Below are 23,004 nucleotides of genomic sequence, written 5' to 3'. Positions count from 1 at the left end.
TTAGATCTTAGACACCAGATACCTATTCACTACTTACTATCAACCTACTTTGCTCCAAATCCAAAATATGCATTTGCATTATTAAAGCAGATATCCTGGATCATTTTCCCGATCCAGGGGATATCGGCGGGAAGTTCGCCATTTTCAATATCGTTTCCAAACAAATTGCACAATATTCTCCTGAAGTATTCGTGCCGCGGGAAGGAGAGAAAGCTCCTCGAATCCGTGAGCATCCCGATGAACCGGCTGATCAGTCCCATATTGGAAAGGGCATTCATCTGGCTGATCATCCCGTCCTTTTGATCGAGGAACCACCACCCGGAACCCCATTGTACTTTTCCGGCCACCGTGCCGTCATTGAAGTTGCCGGTCATCGTGGCAAACAGTTCATTGTCGGATGGGTTGAGATTGTACAGGATGGTTTTGGCCAGCCGGTCATTTTTGTCCAGCCCGTTCAGGAACCGGGACAGCATCCTGCCCTGTGAAAAATCGCCGATCGAATCCCAGCCGGTATCCGGTCCGAGTTTTTCCAGCAGCCGTGCATTGTTGTTCCGCAGGGCGCCTACGTGGTACTGCTGTACCCAGCCTTTTTCGTGATCCCATTCCGCAAACCACACCAGCATTGCAGAACGGAACTGTTCCTGCTCTTCCGCAGAAAGTGCCTTTCCGCCGAAGATCTTATCAAACAGCGCGCTGACACCCGCCTGGGTAAAATCTGCCGCATGAATGTATTCCAACCCGTGATCCGATACCGAACAGCCCATTTCGGCAAAGAAATCATGCCGGCTTTTCAGCGCCTGGAGATAGGTATCCAGGTCCCGGATCTCCTTATTGGAAGCGGCTTCCAGCCTGGCTACGTAGGCATTAAACACCTCCGGCGTTGACACATTCATGGCATTGTCCGGCCGGAAAGCCGGATATACGGGAATTTCAAAGCCATCTGCTTTTATTTTTGCATGAAATTCCAGTGAGTCCACAGGATCATCCGTGGTGCAAACCACTTTTACATTCATTTTACGGAGCAGGTTCCGGACACTGTATTCCTTGCTGCTGATCTTTTCAGAAGCGGCATCATAGATCCTTTTCCCACTACCGGCATCCAGTGTTTCGCTGATATCAAAATAACGCTGCAGTTCGAGGTGCGTCCAGTGGTACAGGGGATTGCGCATGGTATAGGGAACGGTTTCCGCCCATCTCAGGAACTTCTCTTCATCCGAAGCGGTTCCTGTTACAAAAGCTTCATCTACCCCGTTGGTACGCATGGCGCGCCATTTATAATGATCGCCATACAGCCAGGCCTGTGTTATATTCTGAAATTGCGCATCTTCAGCGATCTGCTGCGGCGGAAGATGACAGTGGTAATCGATGATCGGCATCTGCTTTGCATAGTCGTGGTACAACTGTGCTGCCGTTTTTGTTTCCAGTAGAAAATGATCGTCTAAAAACTGTTTCACTTGTTAAGAAATTATTCGTTAATCGTATTTCGTTTTGCTATTGATGGCCGGCGTCCGCAACCCACACATGGTTACAATGAAACGCCCCGTTTCCAGGGAATGAAATCATCCTGATTGAGCTGCACCGCCTTGGGCACCACTTCCCCGCTTGCCGCTTTGATGCAATACTCCAGGATCTCCTCTCCCATTTGCTCGATGGTCTTTTCACCATCAATAATGCCCCCCGCATTGATATCGATGATATCTCCCATCCGCTTTGTCAGCGATGTGTTGGTTGCTATTTTAATGGTAGGACAAACGGGATTGCCGGTGGGGGTGCCCAGTCCTGTGGTAAACAGGATCAATGTGGCTCCGGATGCCGCCTTGCCGGTAGTGGCCTCCACATCATTGCCCGGCGTGCACACCAGGCTCAGACCGGGCTTCGTAGCAGGTTCGGTATAATCCAGCACATCCACTACAGGCGAAGTGCCTCCTTTTTTTGCGGCACCGGTGCTTTTGATCGCATCGGTGATCAGCCCGTCCTTTATATTACCCGGTGAAGGGTTCATGAAAAAGCCGGAGCCAACGCTGAGTGCCTGGTCATTGTAAGTGGTCATCAGGTGAATGAATTTCCGTGCAGCAGCTTCATCAATGGTCCGGTCGATCAGCTGTTGCTCTGCACCGCATAATTCGGGAAACTCAGCCAGCAATATTTTAGCGCCCAGGGCCGCCAGCAGGTCGCTGGTAAATCCTACAGCAGGGTTGGCGCTGATGCCGCTGAACCCGTCGCTGCCACCGCATTTAACACCAACCGTCAATGCCGTCAGCGGGGCGGGTTGGCGCTCTATTTTATTGGCTTCGATGAGCCCTTCAAATGTTTTCTTAATGGCATCTGCCACCAGCTGCTCTTCGCTTTGCGACTGCTGCTGCTCAAATACCAGAACGGGCTTATCAAAGGAAGGATTCCGGAGCCTGATATCTTCCAGCAATTGCCGGGTCTGCAGGTTCTGGCAGCCGAGGCTCAGGATGGTGATCCCCGCCACATTGGGATGATCGGCATAGGCCGCCAGCAGCTTGCTTAAGATGCCTGCATCCTGGCGTGTGCCGCCACAGCCTCCCTGGTGATTTAAAAACTTGATCCCGTCAATATTCCTGAACAGTCTTTCTCCTGTACCCTCAGAAGAAGCCGGGGCAGACAGGCCGATGTCCGCTATGTTTTCGTTATTCCTGAATGCCTCTACGAGGTGATGGGTGTACCGTTTGTATTTATCCGTAACCGCATAGCCCAGTTCGTTATGCAGCGCTTCCCGGATCACGTCGAGGTTGCGGTTTTCGCAAAACACCGTAGGCATAAACAACCAGTAATTGGCGGTGCCTACCCGCCCGTCGCCGCGGTGATACCCGTTAAACGTACGCCCGGCAAATTTAGAAACATCCGGGGCCGTCCACTGATAATGGTAGGGGCGGTACTCAAACGGATCGGCGGCGTGCTTGGTGTTGGCCGTGGTCATCAGTCCCCCCTGAGGAATGAACTCCTGTGCCTTACCCACTAAAACGCCGTACATGATGATCTCGTCACCTGCCTGCATGTCGTGCATAAAAAATTTATGCTTTGCCCCGATATCGTTCTGCAATACAAATGCTGCCCCCCCGTAATGAACGACCTGTCCTTTTTTCAGATCCTGGAGGGCTACTATAACATTATCCTTGGGATGGACTTTTAAAACGATCTCCGCCATTTTTTATTCCTTTATACTATTTTGTAAAGCGGCTTTCGCCCCGCTTTCTGTTAAAAATTGCAATTGTTGTTTTACGGCCTCCGCAAAACCGGGGATCCGGGTTAGGTCCTCATTCCACAATCCGGTATCGGACAATACACTTTCCACCACTGCCGCTGTGCCGGCGTTTTCCGCCCACTTTTGTGCAAGGATCGCCGCCTTGTCATCATTCAGCGTGTATTGCTTTCCGTTGGCGGACCCTACATACCGGGTCCCTTCCGGCTCACTCTTCATAAAAAGCAGATATGCCGCAAAACCGAGGGCAATGGCCGCGGAAACATCTCTTTCCCCGCTGCTATAAAAAGTTTTTATCAGCGGTACGTTCCGCATCAGCATTTTTGAAGTGTACGCAAAGCTAATGCTTAGCCATTTATGATCTAAAAAAGGATTCTTAAACCGCTCAATAACAGCGTCGGCAAACTTACAGGCCTCTTCATAAGAGATCTTATCGCCGGCCACTGCTGCTGCCAGTTCTGTTTTTGAAAGTTTGGTAACAAAACCGGCAAAACCGGCATCCGCCATCGCCTCTTTTACGGTCTCAAACCCGGCCAGATAGGCCAGGCCACAGGAAAGCGTATGGGTGCCATTGAGCAACCGGAGCTTTAGTTCCCTGAACTTCTCAATATCGGGTGCGATCACAACGCCCGCATCCGCCTTTGCAAAAGACAATGCCTCCTGTACCCGGGGGTCGGCTGCTTCAATGGCCCAAAGACGGAACACTTCGCTCATGATCATGAGGTCGTCTGTATAACCCAGCTGCCGCTGCGTTTGCACCCGGTCATCTCCCTCCAGTTTACCGGGAACGATCCGGTCGACCAGTGAATTGCAGAAATGATTGGCCGCCTGCAACCACGCCATAAAGGCCGGCTCCAGCCCGTTCTGTGTTGCCAGCCGCACAATGATCTCCTTCAGCTGCCGGCCGTTGTCGATGATCAGTTCCGTAGGCACGATGACCAATCCGCTTTCCTTAGTGCCCCCGAACGTTTTAAAGCGTTCGTACAATACCGCAAGCAGCTTGCCGGGGAACGATGCGGGCGGCTGATCGGTGACCCGGTCCTCGCTCATGACGATGCCTACTTCAGTGGTATTGGAGATCACCACTTCCAGCTCCGGGCTTTGCGCTACTTTAAGGATCTGCTGCCATTGCTCTTTGGCAGACAATACGCGGCTGATGGAGCTGTTGATGATGTATTCGTTCACCTGTTTGCCATCCTCCAGCCCCCGCACACAGATCGTATACAGACCGTTCTGGGTCTCAAACGCATCCGCACCTCCGGTATCCGTTGATTTTACCACTACCACCCGGCCGTTGAAAATATGTTGTTTATTGGCTTTGTCAATAAAATAATCGGGCAACCCCCTCAATAACACCCCCGTGCCGAATTGCAGGACCTTTTCAGGGAGGTCCATTTGTGCTGCTGCCGGAACAGACAGCAGCGGATCCGGTTTTATGGATGTTAATACTTCTTTTGATAACTGCATCTTTCGTTCTTATTTTTTCTGATTTTTAATGGATGTGCTTAACAGCCAATGCACCCAGTCCTTCGCCGCTTTAAAATTTTCATACTGCAACGGCAATTTCCGGCCGTCCACATACTCATTGTAGATCCAGGGGTCTCCCAGGACGAAAATAGTACCTTTCCCATACCGGGCCACCGCCATTACAGTTACATCGTTTGATTTTAACACCGACGAAGCATTTTTGTAAAGGTTCAAAGAACTTATTTCTTTTAGATAAACATTTTTGGCATTTTTAAAAATTATATTACCCGTAGGTATATTTACCCGTCCCATCTCGTAATCATTATTTTTTACCATGAGTAAATTGTCTTCATTAAACCGGATGCCGAAGCGCCCGGCCAGTATATTCAGATGCTGAATATCGCTGTTGCCGGCATCGTTTGCCATCAGTACCAGCACCCCGCCCTTTTTTACCCAGTCCGCGATCTGTGTTGCGTACTGCCCGTTCATGTAATGCGGATCCGCTGTTTCTTTTTCCGTATCCGGATCTACAATGATATAAACCGCCGCATCCTTTAGATTGGCGGCTGCCGGCGCCTCTGCAAGTGATCGCAACCGTGCGCCGTGCTGCTCAAACAAACTGCCTAAAAATGCGTATCCCCCATTGGAGCGATCGTTCCAGGTATAATGCCAGCGTTCCTGCTGCCCTCCTGCACCTTTTCGCCATTCGTTGTTAAAATATTGATCCAGCAGCACCGTCTTTCCGCTTCCGGTTGCCAGGCCGGGCATCATTTCTATTTCATTTGCCGCCAGTATGAATGCGCCCATGCCTTTGGGATCGTTCTGCACCACCTTTTCCCGCATATAGTATTCAAAGCTTCCGTCCCTGTATGGTTTGCCCCCCAGCCCGGATACCGATACGGTTCCCTCCAGGTTCAGCATTCCATTTGTCTGGGACAGCTTGTATTTTACCAGCCCGTCAAATGCTCTTTTTGCATTTGCCCGGTAGGAGGCGGCTATATATCCTTTGCGGGCGCCCTTTGCCAGGGTATAAGCCAGCATGGCTGTTGAGGAAGATTCAGTATAGTTGGGCCTGCGCTCCGGAAGATCCACAACATCATACCACATGCCGGTTGCACCATCCTGTACCTTTACTACCGCTGCGGCCAGCCGGTTCAGGATCGCGACCAGCTGTTTTTTGCCCGGATGACCGTCGGGAAAATAGTCCAGCGCATCTACAAGCGCCATTCCATACCATCCCAGTGCCCGGCCCCAGAAATGCGGGGAACGGCCTGTTTTTTTATCTGCCCATTGCTGGCTCCTCGATTCGTCGTAGCCATGAAATAACAATCCTGTCCGGGGATCACGGGCATTTTTCTCCATCAACACAAACTGGCGGGTCACATCATTAAATACGGAGTCCTCTCCAAACACCTGCGCATACTCGGCATAAAAAGGCTGGCCCATGTACAAACCATCCAGCCACATCTGCCATGGGTACACTTTTTTATGCCAAAACCCACCCTCGTGCGTACGAGGATGGGTATTCAATTGTTCTCTTAACTTAACTACCGCTTTTTTATACTTTTCTTTCCCGGTTACCCTGAAAAGTGTCAATAATACTTTTCCGTTATTCACATGATCGATGTTATAGGTATCCGGATCATAATCTTTGATGCTGCCGTCTTCCCGCACATAATAGTCCATACTGTGTTGTATGTAGCGGAACCATTTGGGATCACCGGTGGTCAGCCAGATCCCCTCAATCCCTTTCAGGATCACCCCCTGGTCATAACTCCAGCGGGCGGGCCGGCCGGGCGTTACAGAGAACGAATCGGGCCACAGATGCATGACCGCAGACGCCATTTTCTGAGCATATGACTGCGCTCCGGCAGGGAGCCACAACGAAAAGATGGTGACGAGCACCAGGAAGAACCTTTGCATATTTTTCAAAACCGGTTTCATAAATTTATTTAAAAGACACCGCTGCATCTGTTGCCCCAAGCGTGGCTTCGATCTTTTTTGCAGCTTTGTCATAATTGGTATTGCTGAACTGAAGCGAGCGGTTATTTTTTCCGCTCACCCGCAATAAAAGCTCTGTGTTTATATTGTAGTCGAGCCGGTCAAACTGAAGATCCCGCGCATTGATCAGATCTACTACAGGACCGGTACCGGCCGTATATACTTTTACATTTTTAAACCGGATGCCGGCAGCTTCCTGGATATCGATCCCCTTTTTTGCCTGGAACACGGCATTGCTGATACGGATATTGCGCACCGGCATTTCGGGCAACCCTCTGACAAAAACGGCCTTTTGTGCCCCGTGCACATACACATTGCTGATCTCAATATTCCGGAACTGGGGCGTGGTCTCATCCACCGGCAGCCGCTCTACTTTCGGGAGGGTCCTTTTTTCGCCTTCCAGCGGCACCGGGTCTTTGGCCATATAATACATATCAAACAAAATGGCATCTCCCGGTATGTCTTTCATGTAAATATCTTTAATAAAAATATTCTCCACGATGCCACCACGGCCTCTTGTGGTCTTGAAACGCAGGCCGATATCGGAGCCGATAAATGTACAATTGCTGACATACACATTGTTGACCCCGCCGCTCATTTCGCTGCCCACTACAAAACCGCCGTGGGAAGCGTAGACCGTACAGCCCCGGATCACTACATTCTTTGTAGGCATGGCGCGCTGCCGCCCGTCGGCATCGCGGCCGCTCTTCATACAAAGCGCGTCATCTCCCACATCAAACACGCTGTTTTCTATCAGCACATTGCTGCAACTTTCCAGGTCAATACCATCTCCGTTTTGCGCATACCACGGATTTTTTACAAACACATTCCGTAATGTGATGTTTGTGCTCATCAGCGGATGCAGGCACCAGGCCGGCGAGTTCTGAAAAGTTACTCCCTCCAGCAAAACCCGGTCGCAGGAAGTAAGCACCAGCAGGTTGGGCCGGAAGAAATCTTTTACCGATTCATAAAATGCAGTGGTCTTGCCTGCAGCAATGCGTCCCGGATCCTTTAAGGCATCTCCGCGGGCATAACTTTCGGAAGGCATCCAGATGCGGCCATCCTTCAGTACCCCACCGGATGCTACCAGCTTTTTCCATTGGGATTCTGTTAATTTATCTTTTTTTACGGCACGCCAGGCATCGCCGTTACCGTCAATGATGCCTTTACCGGTGATGGCAATGTTGGACGCATGCTCCGCAGATATGGGCGACTGGTTGCGCATTTGAGGAAATCCTTCCCAATTGGCCTTTACCAGCGGATACTGCGATTTGTCTTTTGTAAAGAGCAGGGTGGCTCCTTTTGCCAGGTTCAGGTTGACGTTCGATTTCAGCACGATGGGCCCTGTAAGCCAAAGGCCCGCAGGTACCTGCACCATTCCTCCCCCGTTTTGGGCGCAGGCATCAATGGCCGCCTGAATACTTTTGGTATTGAGCACATAACCATCCGGAACCGCTCCATAACTGGTGATCCGGTAAACGGCCTTACCAAACTGTGGTTCCTGTACCTTGGGTAATTTCCACTCCGACTGGGCGTTCAGTTGCATTCCCAGCAATACAAAAAAGAAATATAAACTGTTTTTTAACATCGGGCAAACCTATTTTTCAATTGAATACAAGCTACGCCGGGCGCCAAGTTAAGCCGAATTCATGGCGCGTAAAAGGCTTTCCGGCTTTTTATTTACGCAAACGTTATCATGATCTTACCGTGTAATCCGGAACCAGTCTACATCTGCAAAGCCGGCGTCGTTTGTCTTAACCGGGCTGGTAATGAACAATCCCATCTTGATCCCGATCCATTTTCCCGGAACCGCCTTCATGCTGTTTCCTGCGGGTTTGAAGTCCTTCCCATCCGGGCTGTAGCTGAACCGGTAGGTTCCATCTGTATGATACTGCATGCGCAGATAGACCTCCCCGCTGTTCAGACGGGCGATCTCTGTTTCTGTTTCTGCATTTCCTTTGTCTGCTTCCCTGCAGGCCGATACCACCAGGTACAGCCCCTCCTTTTTTTTCTTAATAGCGATGCTGGCATAATCCAGAGCCATTGTGGTCAGCCCGGCCTTTTCCCCGACAACCTTTTCATTGGGAGAAAAACGTATTTTGGTTGTGGCCGTAAAAGCATCCCCCGGGAATTTCTGCAACAGGACATTGGGAACCTGCCACAGACTCTTTACATCCGGAGACAATGGCTGGGCAAACAGCCGAAGCACCCCTTTTGCCGGATGCATAAAGCTCCAGCTTGCTTCGGGATTGGCCTGCCATTGCCATTGCAGTCCAAGATCCGGAGTGTTGAACTCATCTGTTTCAACGGGTGTTTGTACCGGCCCGCCATTTGCAATATCCGGCTTCCTGGCGGTCAGCACCGGGGTTCCTGTGCCGTCATGATCTTCGTCTGTGCCGATCACCGGCCAGTCGTTCTGCCACTTCATAGGTTGCAGGTGCACCACCCGGCCGATAGCCCCCTTATCCTGGAAGTGCAGGAACCAGTCTTCGCCGTTCTTTGTGTCTATCCAGGCACCCTGGTGCGGACCATTCACCGGTGACCGGCCCTGCGCCATCACCACACGTCGTTCGTAGGGGCCGTAGACGTTCTTGCTGCGCAGCACCAGCTGCCAGCCGGTAGCAACGCCCCCTGCCGGCGCAAAAATGTAATAATAGCCGTTCCGTTTATAGAACTTGGGACCTTCCAGCGTCGGATCCTGGTCATGCCCGTCAAAAACGATCCGCCCGGCCGTTGTGGTTCGGGTGCCATCGCTGTTCATTTCCTTTACCACCAGGATGCTTTTTATGCCTGCCCGGCTGCCGGCATAGGCATGTACGAGGTACGCTTTCCCGTCCGCATCCCAAAGCGGGCAGGGATCAATAAGCCCGCTGCCGGCTTCCACCAGCACCGGGTCGCTCCAGGGGCCGGTGATGGTCTGCGCCTTTACCATATAGATCCCAAAATCAGGATCGGGATAATAAATATAGAACGCGTTATTATGATAACGGATGGATGGAGCCCATACTCCGTTGCCATGCTGTGTTTTGGAAAAAACGTCATAAGGGGGCTGCCGCAGCAGCGCATGGCCCACGATGCCCCAGCTCACCAGGTCTCTGGAATGCAGGATGGGTAAGCCCGGGACCGCATCAAAACTGGAGGCGACCATATAGAAATCATCTCCCACACGGATGGCATCCGGATCGGAGTAATCGGCATTGATGACCGGGTTGGTATACGTGCCATTGCCATTATCCGGGCGCCATACTTCTGACACATAGGTTTTCTGCTGCGCCCCGGCGCAGGCCGCAGCCATGCAAAAGGTAAGCAGCACTATTATTTTATTTGTCATATTTACAATTATAAGACTTTTTACAAAAAATACGGACGCTTTTTATTTCCGGTACTCTTCCCAACCCCTGAAGATCCGGGCAGGGGTGTAGGCAGCGGCCTGCTGCCCGGTTAACGGATGCGCCCAGGCAACCCGTTTTGTTTTGGCGGCACCTTTGCCCCGGGACCGGTACTCTGCATAAAAAGTCGTTTTCTCGGCTCCGGGCTTTCCCCAATTGTGCCAGCCCTCCGGTCTTACAACAGCAGCCATTTCGCATCCGATCCATACCGTTTTTGCATAAGGACGCCAGGGCCGGCCCAGGTAAATGGTGGCATCCGGCGCATTCCCTTCAATACGGCAATGAATAAACACATAGCCATAGCGGGCCGTATCCGGTGTGCTGGCCGCGGTCAAATAGCCCGGTCCCTTTCCAAAAATGCGGCAGGTTTCAAATACGGCCGTGGATGAACCAAAAATAAAATCCACCGTTCCTTCTATATAGCAATCTTTATAGTACTGCCTGCCGGCGCCGCCCTGCGCCCATGTGTACAGGGTATCCTGAAACCCCAGGAATTTGCAGCCGAAAAAGCGCACACGGTCTGCAGCCACCCGTACGGCAACCGCCTGCCCCACCGGACCGGCGCTGTTTGCAAAACTGATCTGCTCCGCGGTAAAACCATCGCCGTGTATAAAAAAGGAGGCGCTGCCACTGGTGCCGATCTCCTCCCCAAAAATATTCTTCCGGGCCGCATAATCATCATAGGTCAGCACCACGCTGTCGGCATCCTCCCCTATAAAGTGCACATTGATTTTGGTAGCAGGCAGGATCAGCTTTTCCTTGTAAATGCCCTTCTTAATATAGATGACCGTTTCCTTTTTCCGGAAATCGGGCACGGCGCTGATGGCTTCCTGTACGGTTTTAAAGTTGCCGCTGCCGTCTTTGGCCACCACAAAATCCGGCTGACGGCCCCAGGCTCCGGAGGTTGTCAGCAGCAAAGCAATCAGAGTCAAAAACAGTGTGCGCATGATCAGAACAAAACGGGTATAAAAAAAATTATTGTTTTTTTACCGGCCATGTAAAAGGTTTTAAGGCCGCTTGCCGGAACCAGTCCTTTTCTCCCGGCAGGTTGGTATTTCCGCCGGAAAAAATGTGTTCCGGCGTATAGAGGACCGCTTCTTTGTCTGTTAACTGTTTGCTCCAGGCCGCCCGCTGCGCAGGCAGAGCGCCGTCTCCCGTATTTTTATATTCGGCATACAGGACGGTTTTTTCATTCTCTTTATTTCCCCAGTTATTCCAGGCCTCCGCAACGATCTGTCGGGGAAGCTCGCAACGGAGAAAAGCGGTTTTTGCATGCGCCCGCCAGGGCCGGCCCAGGTAAACCTTTGCCACGTCGGCTGCCACCAGGATCTTACAGTCCAAAAACACAAAACCGAATTTTTTACCGGGTGTTGTACTGGCTGCGGTAATGTAAGAGGCGGATTTTTCCCGTATCGTGCAATTCTGAAAAACAGCGGTTGCCGGGCCAAAGATAAAATCTGTCGTGCCTTCAATATAACAATCGATAAACAGCTGGCGGGCGGTTTCCCCTGCGGAGAAAATGGTATCCTGGTCTCCCAGGAACCTGCAATTCCGGAATACTGCTTTATCCGCATCCACATAAAGCGCCACAGCCTGCCCCACCCTTCCTGCGGTATTGGCAAAGGTGATGTTCTGCGCGTAAAAACGGTTGCCCGAGATCTTTGCGGTAAAGGAAGTGAAGGTCGTTAGCCTTCCTCTTCCGGAATAATCGTTGAAGGTGATGATGGTACTGTCTGCGCTTTCTCCTATAAAATTCACATCGGTGTTATTGGCCGGCAGCTCGATCTTTTCATTATAGACCCCATTCTTAATATACAGGGTGATGGGCGCCAGCGGATATACCCGCATGGCATCGATCGCATCCTGTATGTATTTAAAATCGCCGCTGCCATCTTTGGCCACCGTAAACGTATATTGGTACTGCCTCGGATTGGCCGTTTGCGCTTCCACGCCCTGTATGATGATCATCAACAGCAGCAATATACCCACGTTTTTTATTGCCCGGGCCGCAATGCCGTACACACCCGGGTCACGACGTCCCTGTATAAAACGGGTTTTCATTTTTTGTTCCATCTTTTCAAATCGGTTTATCTGTTTCACAATGCCGGTCTCTGAAAAACGCTTCGTTCCAGTCAGGGCCGGGTCCCGCCGGTGCATGAGCGCCGGGATCTGCGCCCGAAATTCCTGCACCGTGCAAATTATTCTTTTTAGTACAAACCTGCCGCCAGACCATTGAGATAGACTTCTACATTGGTATAGCCGGTGCTCAGGGAATATTTCTTCCCATCGGAAGCATCACCGGGATCAAGACCTTTTGTCTGCTCCCAGCTGTCCGGCATGCCATCTTTATCGGTATCCGCAGCAGGCGTACCGGTTCTTAAAGCCGGCCATGCCTGAAGGGTTTGTTCAAACGCTGTTCCATGCGGAAACCCGCCCTGCACATCAATGATGCGGCCGGTGCCGTTTTGTACATCTGCTACAATACGTGCATCCAGGACATCCCGGTTTGGCTTTATGCAGCCGGCTTTCTGAAGCACCAGTGTATAGGCCTGTTCCGCGGTGTGCGTGGTTATGGCTTCCACCGTAAACGGCGTTTCTTTTTTGGATCGCACCGTATCTGCCAGTTTACCGCTTTTCATGCTTACACCCAGCCAGTTATTCGCCGTATTTGCCGCGGAGCTCGTTATATAATTTCCACTGAGGTAATACTGTGCGTAGGGATACTGGTCGGACGAATCGATTGCGACGATCTGTGTTTTACGGCTGGTGGTGGAGGGCCCTGGTTTTAAGTAATTGTTCACCATATTGTAGTAACCGCCTTCACCGCCGTAAACATTGTTGATCCCCCAGTTATAGATCACATTATTTCTGAAATCTGCCCGCTCGATGCCGGCTACTGCGGGGTTGTAGGTACTCACCCCGGCAAACCGCGGCATGCGGTTCCTGCAATGGGCCATTAAATTGTGATGAAAAGAGCCGTGTTTGGATCCCCATATACCGCCATAACCATGCTGCTCGTAATCCGCATCCCCGGTTTCAAAATGATAGGAATAGTTGAGCGGTTCCGATATAATATTCCATTGCAATGTAAGACTGTCGCCCCTGTAGATGGTCAATGCTTCATCGCTGCTCCAGCTGATGCTGCAATGATCGATGATGATGTTTTTATTGCCCAGGTTGCCCAATGCGTCATCGCCGCCACTGCCGTCGATCTTGCCCTTGTTCTGATAGCGGTCGCCCATACGAAAACGCAGAAAGCGCAGGATCACATTATCGCCGTTGATCACAACCGGACGATCGGCCAGACAAATGCCATCGCCGGGCGCTGTTTGCCCCGCAAGGGTCGTATTGGCGCCGATATTCAATTTTGATAACAGACGGATGGTACCCGCAACACGAAAGACCACAATTTTAGCCGTTGCCCCTTTAACCGCCTCGCGCAGGCTGCCCGTTCCGGCATCGTTCAGGTTGGTCACCTCCCTTACGGTACCCCCACGGCCACCGGTTGTGTATTTCCCAAAACCCTCTGCACCGGGAAAGGCATAGGCGGTTTCGTTCAGGGGTGTTGGCGGATCCGGAGCCGTGGGTTCAGGCTCATTGCCGGGAGCGGGTTCGCTGCTTTTTGAACAAGCCATAATATGCATCGCCAGTATCAGTAATAACAAGGATTTCATTATTGCATCATTTTTTAATTTTTTAAACGAACACGACAGTCCGGGTATTTCATTTTACAACCATGCGCACATCCTCCGCAAGGAAACCGGGGTCCCAGTTGCCAAACATCTTTTCAAATGTGTACCGGGCCGCTTCTCCGTCTGTCAACTGGTGCGACCAGCCGACCCGGCCGGCCGGGTCCGATCCCGGTCCCACAGATCATTCCGTATCTAAAAAAACGTGTTCTATTTTTCCTGGTTCCCGGTAATGGACGCTACGAGGGTATTGATGTACACTTCAATATTATCATAGACATCACTCAGTTCTTTGCCATTTGCATTTGCAACCGCGGGATTCAGTTTATTCGCCGTTTCCCAGGCATCCGGCATTCCATCCCCATCCGAATCTTTGGGCGCGGTCTGCGCGTTGAGCACCGGCCAGCCGCCTACGTCTTTCTGCGTATCAATAATGCCCGGCAAACCGGATATGGAGCCCGTGTAGGTGGTCGTGCCCGTTCTGACCTCCTGAGCGATCCTCAGGTCTACGGCATCTCTCCGATAAGAGGCCCCCGCGTAATTCAACACGGATGTATATGCCTGTTCCGCCGTATGCGGGGCAATTTCAATACCGGGAAATGGTACTGTTTTCTTAACCATTGCTTCCGTGATGCCCGCATCGTAATCCACACCGCCGTTCCAGTTGTTTGCGGTTACGGTTGCATTGCCCGATACATAGTTGCCCGCGATGTAAAAGGATCCGTAACCTGCACCATAAACCGCCGGATCCGGGGCACCGGACGGATTGTCTTTCGATACCTGCATGATGCGCTTATTTCTGTTAGCGGGCGTTGCGGGACCTGGTTTGTAATAATTGTTTACAATATTGTATTCGCCGTTCTCTCCGCCATAGGCGCTGTTTCCGCTCCAGTTATAAACAACATTATTCCGGTAATCTACTTTGTCCGGGCCAAAAATCCCTACCCCGGTACCACTGCCGTTGCTGTAACGCAGTCCTCCGTCAAAACGGGGGTTCCGGTTAGTATGATGCGCGATCAGGTTATGATGGAACGTGGCCGGAGCTCCGCCCCATATTCCGCCATAACCATGCGCCCCTTTTGCGTGGCCCGAGTTATTCATACTTTCGGTGATCATACACCATTGCATTGTAAAGTTCTTATTATGATAGAATGATGCGGTTTCGTCTATCGACCAGCTCATGGAACAATGGTCTAATACAACATTCTGAACATCCCTTCCCCAGAAGGCATCGCTTTCGATGGTCGCCACGTAGGTGTCGCCCAATCTGAAACGCATAAATCGTATGATCACATTATTGGCGGCTATATTCACTTCATGGTCCTGGATACAGATGCCATCACCCGGCGCAGTTTGCCCGGCAACAGTGATATCGCCGTTTTTAATTTGCAGTCTTGATTTGAGCCTGATATTCCCGGACACTTCAAAAACAATGATCCGTTTCCCGGACTGCTCAATGGCCGCCCGCAAGCTGCCGGCGCCGGCGTCGTTCAGGTTGGTTACTTTCACTATTTTTCCACCGCGGCCGCCCGTAGTAAATTTTCCGGCTCCTTCAGCGCCGGGAAAGGCCAGCGCCTCTTCCGGTATTTCCGGGGCGGCAGTTGTAAAGTTCTGATACAGCCCTTTTGAAGTGAGGGAAGGATCGTCTTTATGCACCGCTTTTATCCGGACTGCATAGTCCGTTCCAGCCTCCAGGCCTGTTATTTCAAGCCGGATAGCCGAAAGCGTATCACTTTTGTAGAAGGGGTTGATAAAGCTTGTGCCTTTCGCCAATTCCACCAGGTATCCGTAGGCTCCTTCAACGGCCGACCAACTCAACGTAACAGCAGTCGATTGCGTAGTGATCTGAAAACCGGCCGGGGAAGAAAGCTCTGTTCCGCCGCCTGCGAACGTTGTTTTCTTCCTGGTACAGGAAGCAGCTAAAAAAGCCATAACAATAAACAACCCTGTTAAGCCGTATTTATAACGCAGTTTACACATCATTTTAACCGGATTCGTATTTAGAGGCGACCAAAAAATCGCAACCGCGTCGTCTTACTGCATTCCCGGCCTGCCGGGAATGCAGTAAGACGAACAAAAACGTTTTTGGGCCCTTCAGATAATATTTGTTTACAACCTGGTCCTCCATTTAGGATCTCCGGAATCGTATTTGCCGGCAAATGCCGGATCCAGTATGCTGAAGATGCCATTGTATGGATCGCCCCATAATTTATCCACGGTATTGTTGTAGCTCGCACTTGGCAACCCGGGAATTTCAGAGCCGGCGGCAATTTTCAGATCTGAAGTACCCCAGGTATTCGAAATCGTAAATGGGGTGGCCGGCAATCCGCTTTTCATGGTAACGGTAGTATTCTCATTATTGGTCTGATCCCAGCCATGCCCGAAAATAGAGTTCTTAATAATAAGGCCATTTACAACATCATTCCGCCCTGCAGCGCCTCTGAATCTAAAAACCTGTGCTCCTCCGGCAGTAAATTCGCTGAAAGTACATCCGTCAATTTCAAAGCTCTGCAAGTTCTGGCGTGTTTGAACCAGAGCGTTAATCCGGTAAAAAGTAGAATTCAGGAACTTCACATTATCAAAGGCGGCCTTACCATCGCCGTCTGTATCCGCTGTAAAGACACTGTATCCTCCGATATCGTGCACGGTTGAGTTCGAAATGATGTAGTTGCGTATAAACACATCCGAGCGTATGCGGATAACTCCTCTCATGTGGTGGATATCGCAGTTTTCAAAACGAAGTTCCTGGATCTGTGTAGGGCTGCCGCTCATACTGGGATTGAATACATAAGCCCCTGAAATATCGGCCCCATCAATTTCCAGGTCGTCAAAAATAACGTGCCCGATATTTGCCCCGGCGGTAATATTCATGTTACCCGATGTATTTACTATCGCAGCCTGATTGGGATCAAAACCGTATGCTCCTTTAAAGGTTATCGATTTATTGAATGCGGCCGTAGGCATATTATACCTGAATCCCTTTTTGAGCAGGATGATACCGCCGTCGGGTACAGCGGCCAAAGCGGCTGTCAGGGCGGCTGGATCTTCAGTCCCACTCAGATCGATCACTTTAGGATCGGTCACATCAACTCCCGGTTCAAGAGTGGTATAGTCCACCCACCCTCTCAATATTTCTCCGCTATATATAGCTACCTGGTAGGAAGTGCTGGGAGTGAGGCCATCTATAATGGTTGCACCGGCTGCCTGGTCCGGAGCAGGAACATTGTATTCCGCCAACGGATCGCTCAGCCGCACATCGTCTGTACCAAATATTTTAATACCGGTTACAGAGGCTCCCGATACCGTCCAGGTAACTTTTGCTTTGGTATCGGTAACATGATAGCCCAACGGGTCATTCAGAATGGATGGGAAACGCATGGTACGTATCGCTCCCAATTCAGCCGGCCTGCTGTTGTACTGAGGATCAGCGGCATTAGCAGTTACCCGCATCTGATACAGGGTATTATACAATAACCCTTCGCCCAGTAAAGCCTCATTCAGCACCACGTAATTGGTATCAACGGTTACGGTATAATCCACCACTTTAAATGAATCGCGGCTTATCTCAATGGTATAGGAAGCGGCTTCCCGCAACTTTCCCATATTGATGATGATGACATTGTTCTCCACCGTGAGCCCCTCTCCGTTCAATACAGGCCTGAAGAGCCTGGTTTGCTCATAATTGTTATCATCCTTTTTACAGGAGGTAAATAAGACTGCCAATATAAGAACAGGTAAGAGCAGATGCGGTATTGAAAATATTTTATGGATCCTTTTCATCTGAATAAATTTTTATTTAATGGCAGGAACTATTGATATAGCCTGTTGTTCATTAGTGATTAAAACATATAGCCTTCGTTGGTCATATTTCCTTTACTTGCCGCCACCGCTTCTTCCGGAACAGGGAAGATATATCTTGCAACACCCGGCTTGGGACCGTTATAATAGTTTGCCCAGTCTTTGGTTACCCATTCTTTATAGGTGTTCCTGGTGCCATCCCATAAATCGAGCAGGAAGTTTACCCTGCTCCAGGATTCATCCGGCGCCGCAGCTACTTTCCGGTTCGGGTTGAGCACTATAAAATGACCGGACGCATCGCGTTTCCAATACATGTAATTGGGATAATTGGCATATTTTCCCGCACCGGTTACGGCCGAGTTGGCCATATCCTGCAGGGTTTCAACAGTTTCCTCCATCTTCTGAGCATACAGGTTCCAGCGGATCAGTTCATATTTCCGGATCATTTCGCCGCCAAATTCCCAGGCACGCTCATCTACAATTGCTTTAAAGAAATTTTCCTTGCTTGAGGAAGCAGCGGCAATGTAGGCATCCACTTTTGCCGGCCACAGCGACGCGGCAAATGCCCTCCGCCTTACACGGGCCAGGGATTCCTGCGCAGCAGCCGTAGGACCTTCCAGCTCATTCACCGCTTCGGCGTGCATCAGCAGCACATCGGCATAACGCATCATTGGCCAGTTAATACCGGTACCTTTTGCAGAGTTCTGTCCCGGAGGATTGGGTAAGAAATACCGGCTCCATTTACCCTGGGCGATGTTGGTAGGTCCGTTTACAAATACTTCCTCAAAATCGGTGTTCACTTTATACAGCGCACAGGTAACATCTCTCCGCACATCCAGCGTATCGAACGAAAAATAATAACTGGGCGGCATGGCCATATAGTTGCTACCTGATCCATATTGGTGGGTCGCAGTAGCACCGCCGTCAACTGTAATGCCTATATTCCATGCCACATCCCCGTTTCCCAGTGCAAAAGGCACTTCAAACAACACTTCACTGTTTACCGTCGTGATAAATTTATTCTGGTTCATAAATATCTGCCGGTAATCTGTGGGCAGCTCCCGGTCTTTTAAAGACATAAGCTTTTCGGTGTAGGTTTTGGCAATCTGGTAGTATTCGGGATAGTCGCTTTTACGCTCCATGTTCATCTCGGGGGTCAGATAATAACCGCCCCGCTGTAAGGCAAGGCGCGCGATCATACCCATGGTATATTCCCGGTTTACCTGTTCGGTACCATAGGGGCTCTCATCTGCCCACATCATCTTGTCCTCAATTTTGATGAGGTCTTCTATTACCTGTGAAAGAATTACATTCCGGTCTTCTCTTGGCAGGAAAAAGTTTGCGCCTGCTTTTGGATACTCGCGTACATCCGGAACATCTCCAAAAAAATAAACCAGCATGCTGTACCAGTAAGCCCTGATGGTATAGGCTTCTCCCAACATGTTATACATAAGGTTTTGGGTAGCCGCATCCGACGACTGTAAGACCGCACTGGCTTCAATTCCTTCTATGGCTATGTTTGCGTTGCGGATAGCGGTATAGGCCGCGTTCCAAAACTGGCGAAGGTCTCCATTTGTAGACAAGGCATTCAGATCCCATATCTGGTAGCGGTCCGATGCACTCCCCCAGCCACTGCTGTGTTCTATATCTGTATTACCGGTCATGTTATTGGAAAGCCGGGAGCGAAAGCCGTCTGTACCAAAGGACTCATATGCGGCATTCACACCTTTTCGGGTATCATCCACATTCGAATAGATATAGTTGATATCAAAGGTCGATAACGAATCGGGCTCCAAAAACTTTTTGCAGGAAGCGAAAAGCAGGGGCAGTGCCAGTATGAGTATATATTTGAGTTTTATCTGTATCATAATTTTATTATTTTAAAATAATGAACTTTGCTGTTTAAAAGGCTACGTTCACACCAAAAGTAAAGGAGCGGCTTCTTGGAAAACCCGAATAATCCACACCCGGTGTGAGCCCATTTCCCCTGGTAGTCACTTCGGGATCATAACCCGAGTACTTCGTCCAGAGTTTCAAATTATTGCCGGTAACATATATCCTGAACAGGCTCAGCCCCGCTTTCGAGATCAGCCTTTTTGGCAATGAATACCCTATATTCAGGTTGTTCAGGCGGATAAAAGAGCCGTCTTCTATCGCCCATGAGTGAATAACGGCCTGTGCCACTCCGTAGCTGGCATGAGACCAGATATTTTTATTGGCGTTCATTTGCGCCAGCTGCTCCAGATCGGTCACGATACTTCCGGGCGTTCCGGTATAGGTACCGTCAACATCCAGGTAAGAGAAGCGGTTATCAAGGCTCATAGAGGCTAAAAGGTTGCCATAAGTAACACGTCTGAACTGGCTGTATTGGATCTTACCGGCATTATATACATCGTTTCCATAGGTCCAGTCGAAAAATATGGCAAGATCAAAACCTTTATAGCTTACATCAAACCCAAAGCCACCCTGTGCTTTAGGCAATGTATTACCAATTACCTGCCGGTCTTCACTGTTGATAACGCCATCAGCATTCAGATCCTTCAGTTTCAAAAACCCCGGGCGTATATTTGTATTCCCCACCGTTCCTCCTGCATTGGGTACGCCCTCTTTCAGCACATACCGCCTGGTTGTTTCATCATAACTTTCAAAATCCGATACCTGGTAGTACCCGTCTGTTACATATCCATATACGTCCCCTATGCGCCCGCCTACTTCATAGTAAAAATCATCCCGGTCTTTTAAGTCGGTGCTGGCCCAGTTAGACTGCTGAAAGCGGGAGTTGGTACCATCCAGCTCTACAATTTTACCCACATTACGTCCTATATTAAAATTGGCACTCACCTGCAGGTCCTTTTTCCTGATAATGTCTGCGTTTAAACCCAGCTCCACGCCCTGGTTAGAGTTACTCCCGATATTGGCCCATTGGGCGGAGAAGCCTGTATTGGTTGGGATAGCGGTTTGATAGAGCAGGTCCTTAACGGTATTCTTATAAAAATCAAGAGAGCCGGTAATGCCCGATCCAAACAGCGTAAAATCCAATCCAATATTCCTGTTTATGGTAGTTTCCCACTTTAGGGCAGGGTTGAATAAGGTAGAGCCCTCTGGCGTATAGTACACATTATCTACATTGCCAAAACCCGGGCCGCGGTTGGTGGCAGCGGAAAAAAGAAACTGCGACGCCGTGGTAGGAATACGGTCGTTACCGGTGGCGCCATAGCTGGCTCTCAGCTTAAGCTCTTTTATCCACGATACACCGGAAAGGAATTTTTCATTGGACAATTTCCAGCCCACAGCAGCGGCCGGGAAAAAGGCCAGCCGGTTCTCTTTGGAAAACCTGCTGGACGCATCGCCACGAAAAGTAAACGTGGCCATGTATTTATTCTGCAGCTGGTAATCAATCCGCCCAAAGCCTGAAAGCAAATTGGCAGCGGTGCCTTCTTCTGTTGCCAGGCGATCCGTACGGCCAAAAGCCATATTGGCAAAAAGCTCTTCGGGTGTTATGGAAAGCCGGAAATCTTCTGAACGAATGAATGAGCTCTTTCCACCGCCGGACTGTATCTCCTGACCCAAAAGTACATCGAGGCTTTGATTCTTAAGATTTCTCAGCTTATAATTCAGGATATTCGTCCAGCGATAAGAATAGTTCTCTTCATTGGTCTTTTCGCCCAGCGGCATATTGCCGCCATTGTTGAACGACTCTCCGGTAAGCGGCCCGTAAAAACGAAGATTTTCTTCAAAGGTTTTCGAGTAGCTATAATTGGATTTAAAAGTCAGGTTGGAAAGGATCTTATATTCAAGCGTTGGGTTCAAAATATAGGTTTGCGTGGTACGTTTCCGCCAGTCCTGCTTTACCAGTTCATCGGGGCTTACCAGGCTTTGTATAAACTGGGCATAATCATCATTGGGGTCGATGGCTCCGGGGTCGATCACCATTTCATCGGCCAAACCGTTGGTAGGCCGGGTCTGTACGGCATCTTTTATGGATAATTGCGCGCCGGCGGTGCCCGCTCCATCCACCACGCTTTTGGTAATGCGGGCACCAAGTCCCACCGAAAGTTTCTCCGTTATTTTCTGATCCAGCTTAAAATTAAGCGCATTGCGTTTAAACGCATTATTGATCAGTAAACCGGCGTCATCATTATTGGTAAGGCTCAGGAACAATTTTGTCATATCCGTACCGCCGGTTAAGGTAAGATTATGGTACCATGAGGGGCGCGGCGCTCCAAATAAGATCTGCTGCCAGTCTTTATAAGGTTTGCTTTTGTAAAGCTCCAGGTCGTCATACGCCCCAAAAAAACGTTCAAACCCCCTGGTAGCCGCGTCGGATTGCAGCCGGTAGTACTCATAATTCGCCAATACGAATTCATAAGGGTCCAATACCTCTAATTTTCTATCCCCGGGAAGCTTCTTTAACTGGTAATAGCCGTTGTAAGAGACAGACACTTTACCGGCTTTGGGACGTTTGGTTGTTACAACAATTACGCCATTTGCGGCCCGTGCCCCGTAAATAGCCGTTGCAGAAGCATCTTTTAAAACATTAATAGATTCAATATCTGTCGGCGGTATATCCCTTATGCTGCTTACAATAAATCCGTCTACAACAAAGAGCGGGGCATTATCCTGCGTAATCGATCCCCCCCCGCGTACACGAATGCTCACTTCTGCATCCGGCGCACCGTCCGCGGTAAGCACCCGCACACCCGGCAAACGCCCCGTCATGGCCGAAGCAGCATTGGCCATAGGGATCTTTGCCAGGTCTTTTCCCGAGAGCGTGGCCACCGACCCGGTCATATCCGATTTTTTTATGGTGCCATACCCGTAATCCACCACCACCACCACATCCTGTTCGGAGACAACATCCCTGGCCATTTTCACGTTCATGCCGTTTTCTGCGGCAATGGTCTGGCTGAGGTAGCCGGTATAGGAAAAAACAAGCTTCGGGTCGCCGGTACCGGACACCTGAATGGTAAAGCGGCCATTCCCGTCGGTTTGGGTGGCCACCCTGCTCTGGAGCAGCGTAACGGTTACCCCTGCAAGCGGAACGTCCGCATCGTCAAGCACGGTACCCGATATTTTTTTTGTTTGTGCATGCAGATGGGCACCAAACACCATACTCAATAACAATAATAATACTCTGTTCATACGGCAGTAATTTGAATTTAGATCCAGTTATGCTGGTTTACACCTTCTTATGGTCGACTGCACTTTTTTGAGGTATCCTTTCCGGCAACAGCGCTGTTAGAACCCTTAGCCTTCCGGCGCACAGCCCCGTGCGGCTCTGCAAAATCAGAGCGGCGGTACTCCGTCAGACGGAGCGGAAAGTTCCCCTTACGGGCCTTCGAATTGCGGAACTTCTTTTGCGATGCACCCGGCGCGCTTCCCTAATAATCACCGAATCACCGCAGCATTGAGCAACACAAGCAATTTCACGAAA

14 protein-coding genes are annotated in these 23,004 nt (G+C 50.2%); all 14 read right to left on the bottom strand.

What is annotated here, in order from left to right; genetic code table 11:
• Positions 1-44 precede the first annotated feature (44 nt).
• Positions 45-1,454 carry a glucuronate isomerase gene (gene uxaC, locus B160_RS0120880; RefSeq protein ID WP_018629884.1) on the bottom strand — a complete coding sequence of 470 codons (1,410 nt, stop codon included), beginning with the start codon at positions 1,452-1,454 and terminating at the stop codon, positions 45-47.
• Between the two features lie 71 nt (positions 1,455-1,525).
• Positions 1,526-3,172, bottom strand: a complete 1,647-nt coding sequence (locus B160_RS0120875) for a UxaA family hydrolase (RefSeq protein WP_018629883.1) — start codon at positions 3,170-3,172, stop codon at positions 1,526-1,528.
• Between the two features lie 3 nt (positions 3,173-3,175).
• Positions 3,176-4,693, bottom strand: coding sequence for a tagaturonate reductase (locus B160_RS0120870; RefSeq protein WP_018629882.1), 1,518 nt, complete (start codon positions 4,691-4,693; stop codon positions 3,176-3,178).
• A gap of 9 nt (positions 4,694-4,702) precedes the next feature.
• Positions 4,703-6,616, bottom strand: coding sequence for a glycoside hydrolase family 88 protein (locus tag B160_RS0120865; protein ID WP_157558156.1), 1,914 nt, complete (start codon positions 6,614-6,616; stop codon positions 4,703-4,705).
• Between the two features lie 25 nt (positions 6,617-6,641).
• The gene (locus B160_RS0120860; RefSeq protein ID WP_018629880.1) at positions 6,642-8,282 is read right to left on the bottom strand and encodes a glycoside hydrolase family 28 protein; all 1,641 of its coding nucleotides are present in this window, start codon (positions 8,280-8,282) and stop codon (positions 6,642-6,644) included.
• A 114-nt stretch (positions 8,283-8,396) separates the two neighbouring features.
• Positions 8,397-10,025 carry a glycoside hydrolase family 43 protein gene (locus B160_RS0120855; protein WP_018629879.1) on the bottom strand — a complete coding sequence of 543 codons (1,629 nt, stop codon included), beginning with the start codon at positions 10,023-10,025 and terminating at the stop codon, positions 8,397-8,399.
• A 42-nt stretch (positions 10,026-10,067) separates the two neighbouring features.
• Positions 10,068-11,030 (bottom strand): pectinesterase family protein, encoded by a 963-nt coding sequence (locus tag B160_RS0120850; RefSeq protein ID WP_018629878.1) that lies wholly within the window; start codon positions 11,028-11,030, stop codon positions 10,068-10,070.
• Positions 11,031-11,058: 28 nt separating this feature from the next.
• The gene (locus tag B160_RS0120845) at positions 11,059-12,144 is read right to left on the bottom strand and encodes a pectinesterase family protein (RefSeq protein WP_051107223.1); all 1,086 of its coding nucleotides are present in this window, start codon (positions 12,142-12,144) and stop codon (positions 11,059-11,061) included.
• A 146-nt stretch (positions 12,145-12,290) separates the two neighbouring features.
• A complete protein-coding gene (locus B160_RS0120840; RefSeq protein WP_018629876.1) occupies positions 12,291-13,757 on the bottom strand; it encodes a pectate lyase family protein in 1,467 nt (488 codons plus the stop codon).
• A gap of 49 nt (positions 13,758-13,806) precedes the next feature.
• Positions 13,807-13,953, bottom strand: a complete 147-nt coding sequence (locus B160_RS31815) for a hypothetical protein (RefSeq protein WP_018629875.1) — start codon at positions 13,951-13,953, stop codon at positions 13,807-13,809.
• Between the two features lie 29 nt (positions 13,954-13,982).
• On the bottom strand, positions 13,983-15,755 hold the full coding sequence (locus tag B160_RS29805) for a fibronectin type III domain-containing protein (protein WP_157558154.1): 1,773 nt from the start codon (positions 15,753-15,755) through the stop codon (positions 13,983-13,985).
• 126 nt (positions 15,756-15,881) lie between these two features.
• Positions 15,882-17,552, bottom strand: coding sequence for a DUF4957 domain-containing protein (locus B160_RS0120825; RefSeq protein ID WP_018629873.1), 1,671 nt, complete (start codon positions 17,550-17,552; stop codon positions 15,882-15,884).
• Positions 17,553-17,611: 59 nt separating this feature from the next.
• Complete coding sequence (locus B160_RS0120820; protein WP_018629872.1) at positions 17,612-19,438, bottom strand: RagB/SusD family nutrient uptake outer membrane protein; 1,827 nt, start codon at positions 19,436-19,438, stop codon at positions 17,612-17,614.
• 34 nt (positions 19,439-19,472) lie between these two features.
• Complete coding sequence (locus tag B160_RS0120815; protein ID WP_018629871.1) at positions 19,473-22,712, bottom strand: SusC/RagA family TonB-linked outer membrane protein; 3,240 nt, start codon at positions 22,710-22,712, stop codon at positions 19,473-19,475.
• Positions 22,713-23,004 lie beyond the last annotated feature (292 nt).

This window comes from Niabella aurantiaca DSM 17617 (genome assembly GCF_000374125.1).
In the GTDB taxonomy this organism is placed as follows: Bacteria; Bacteroidota; Bacteroidia; order Chitinophagales; family Chitinophagaceae; genus Niabella; species Niabella aurantiaca.
Note: the sequence above shows the minus strand (reverse complement) of the source record. Positions and strands in the feature narration are given on the sequence as shown.

Coding starts and splice junctions, on each gene's coding strand:
- B160_RS0120875 (WP_018629883.1), bottom strand. CDS start 3,172: ATGGCGGAGATCGTTTTAAAAGTCCATCCCAAGGATAATGTTATAGTA.
- B160_RS0120840 (WP_018629876.1), bottom strand. CDS start 13,757: ATGAAATCCTTGTTATTACTGATACTGGCGATGCATATTATGGCTTGT.
- B160_RS0120845 (WP_051107223.1), bottom strand. CDS start 12,144: ATGAAAACCCGTTTTATACAGGGACGTCGTGACCCGGGTGTGTACGGC.
- B160_RS0120855 (WP_018629879.1), bottom strand. CDS start 10,025: ATGACAAATAAAATAATAGTGCTGCTTACCTTTTGCATGGCTGCGGCC.
- B160_RS0120820 (WP_018629872.1), bottom strand. CDS start 19,438: ATGATACAGATAAAACTCAAATATATACTCATACTGGCACTGCCCCTG.
- B160_RS0120860 (WP_018629880.1), bottom strand. CDS start 8,282: ATGTTAAAAAACAGTTTATATTTCTTTTTTGTATTGCTGGGAATGCAA.
- B160_RS0120825 (WP_018629873.1), bottom strand. CDS start 17,552: ATGAAAAGGATCCATAAAATATTTTCAATACCGCATCTGCTCTTACCT.
- B160_RS0120865 (WP_157558156.1), bottom strand. CDS start 6,616: ATGCAAAGGTTCTTCCTGGTGCTCGTCACCATCTTTTCGTTGTGGCTC.
- B160_RS0120870 (WP_018629882.1), bottom strand. CDS start 4,693: ATGCAGTTATCAAAAGAAGTATTAACATCCATAAAACCGGATCCGCTG.
- B160_RS29805 (WP_157558154.1), bottom strand. CDS start 15,755: ATGATGTGTAAACTGCGTTATAAATACGGCTTAACAGGGTTGTTTATT.
- B160_RS0120815 (WP_018629871.1), bottom strand. CDS start 22,712: ATGAACAGAGTATTATTATTGTTATTGAGTATGGTGTTTGGTGCCCAT.
- B160_RS0120850 (WP_018629878.1), bottom strand. CDS start 11,030: ATGCGCACACTGTTTTTGACTCTGATTGCTTTGCTGCTGACAACCTCC.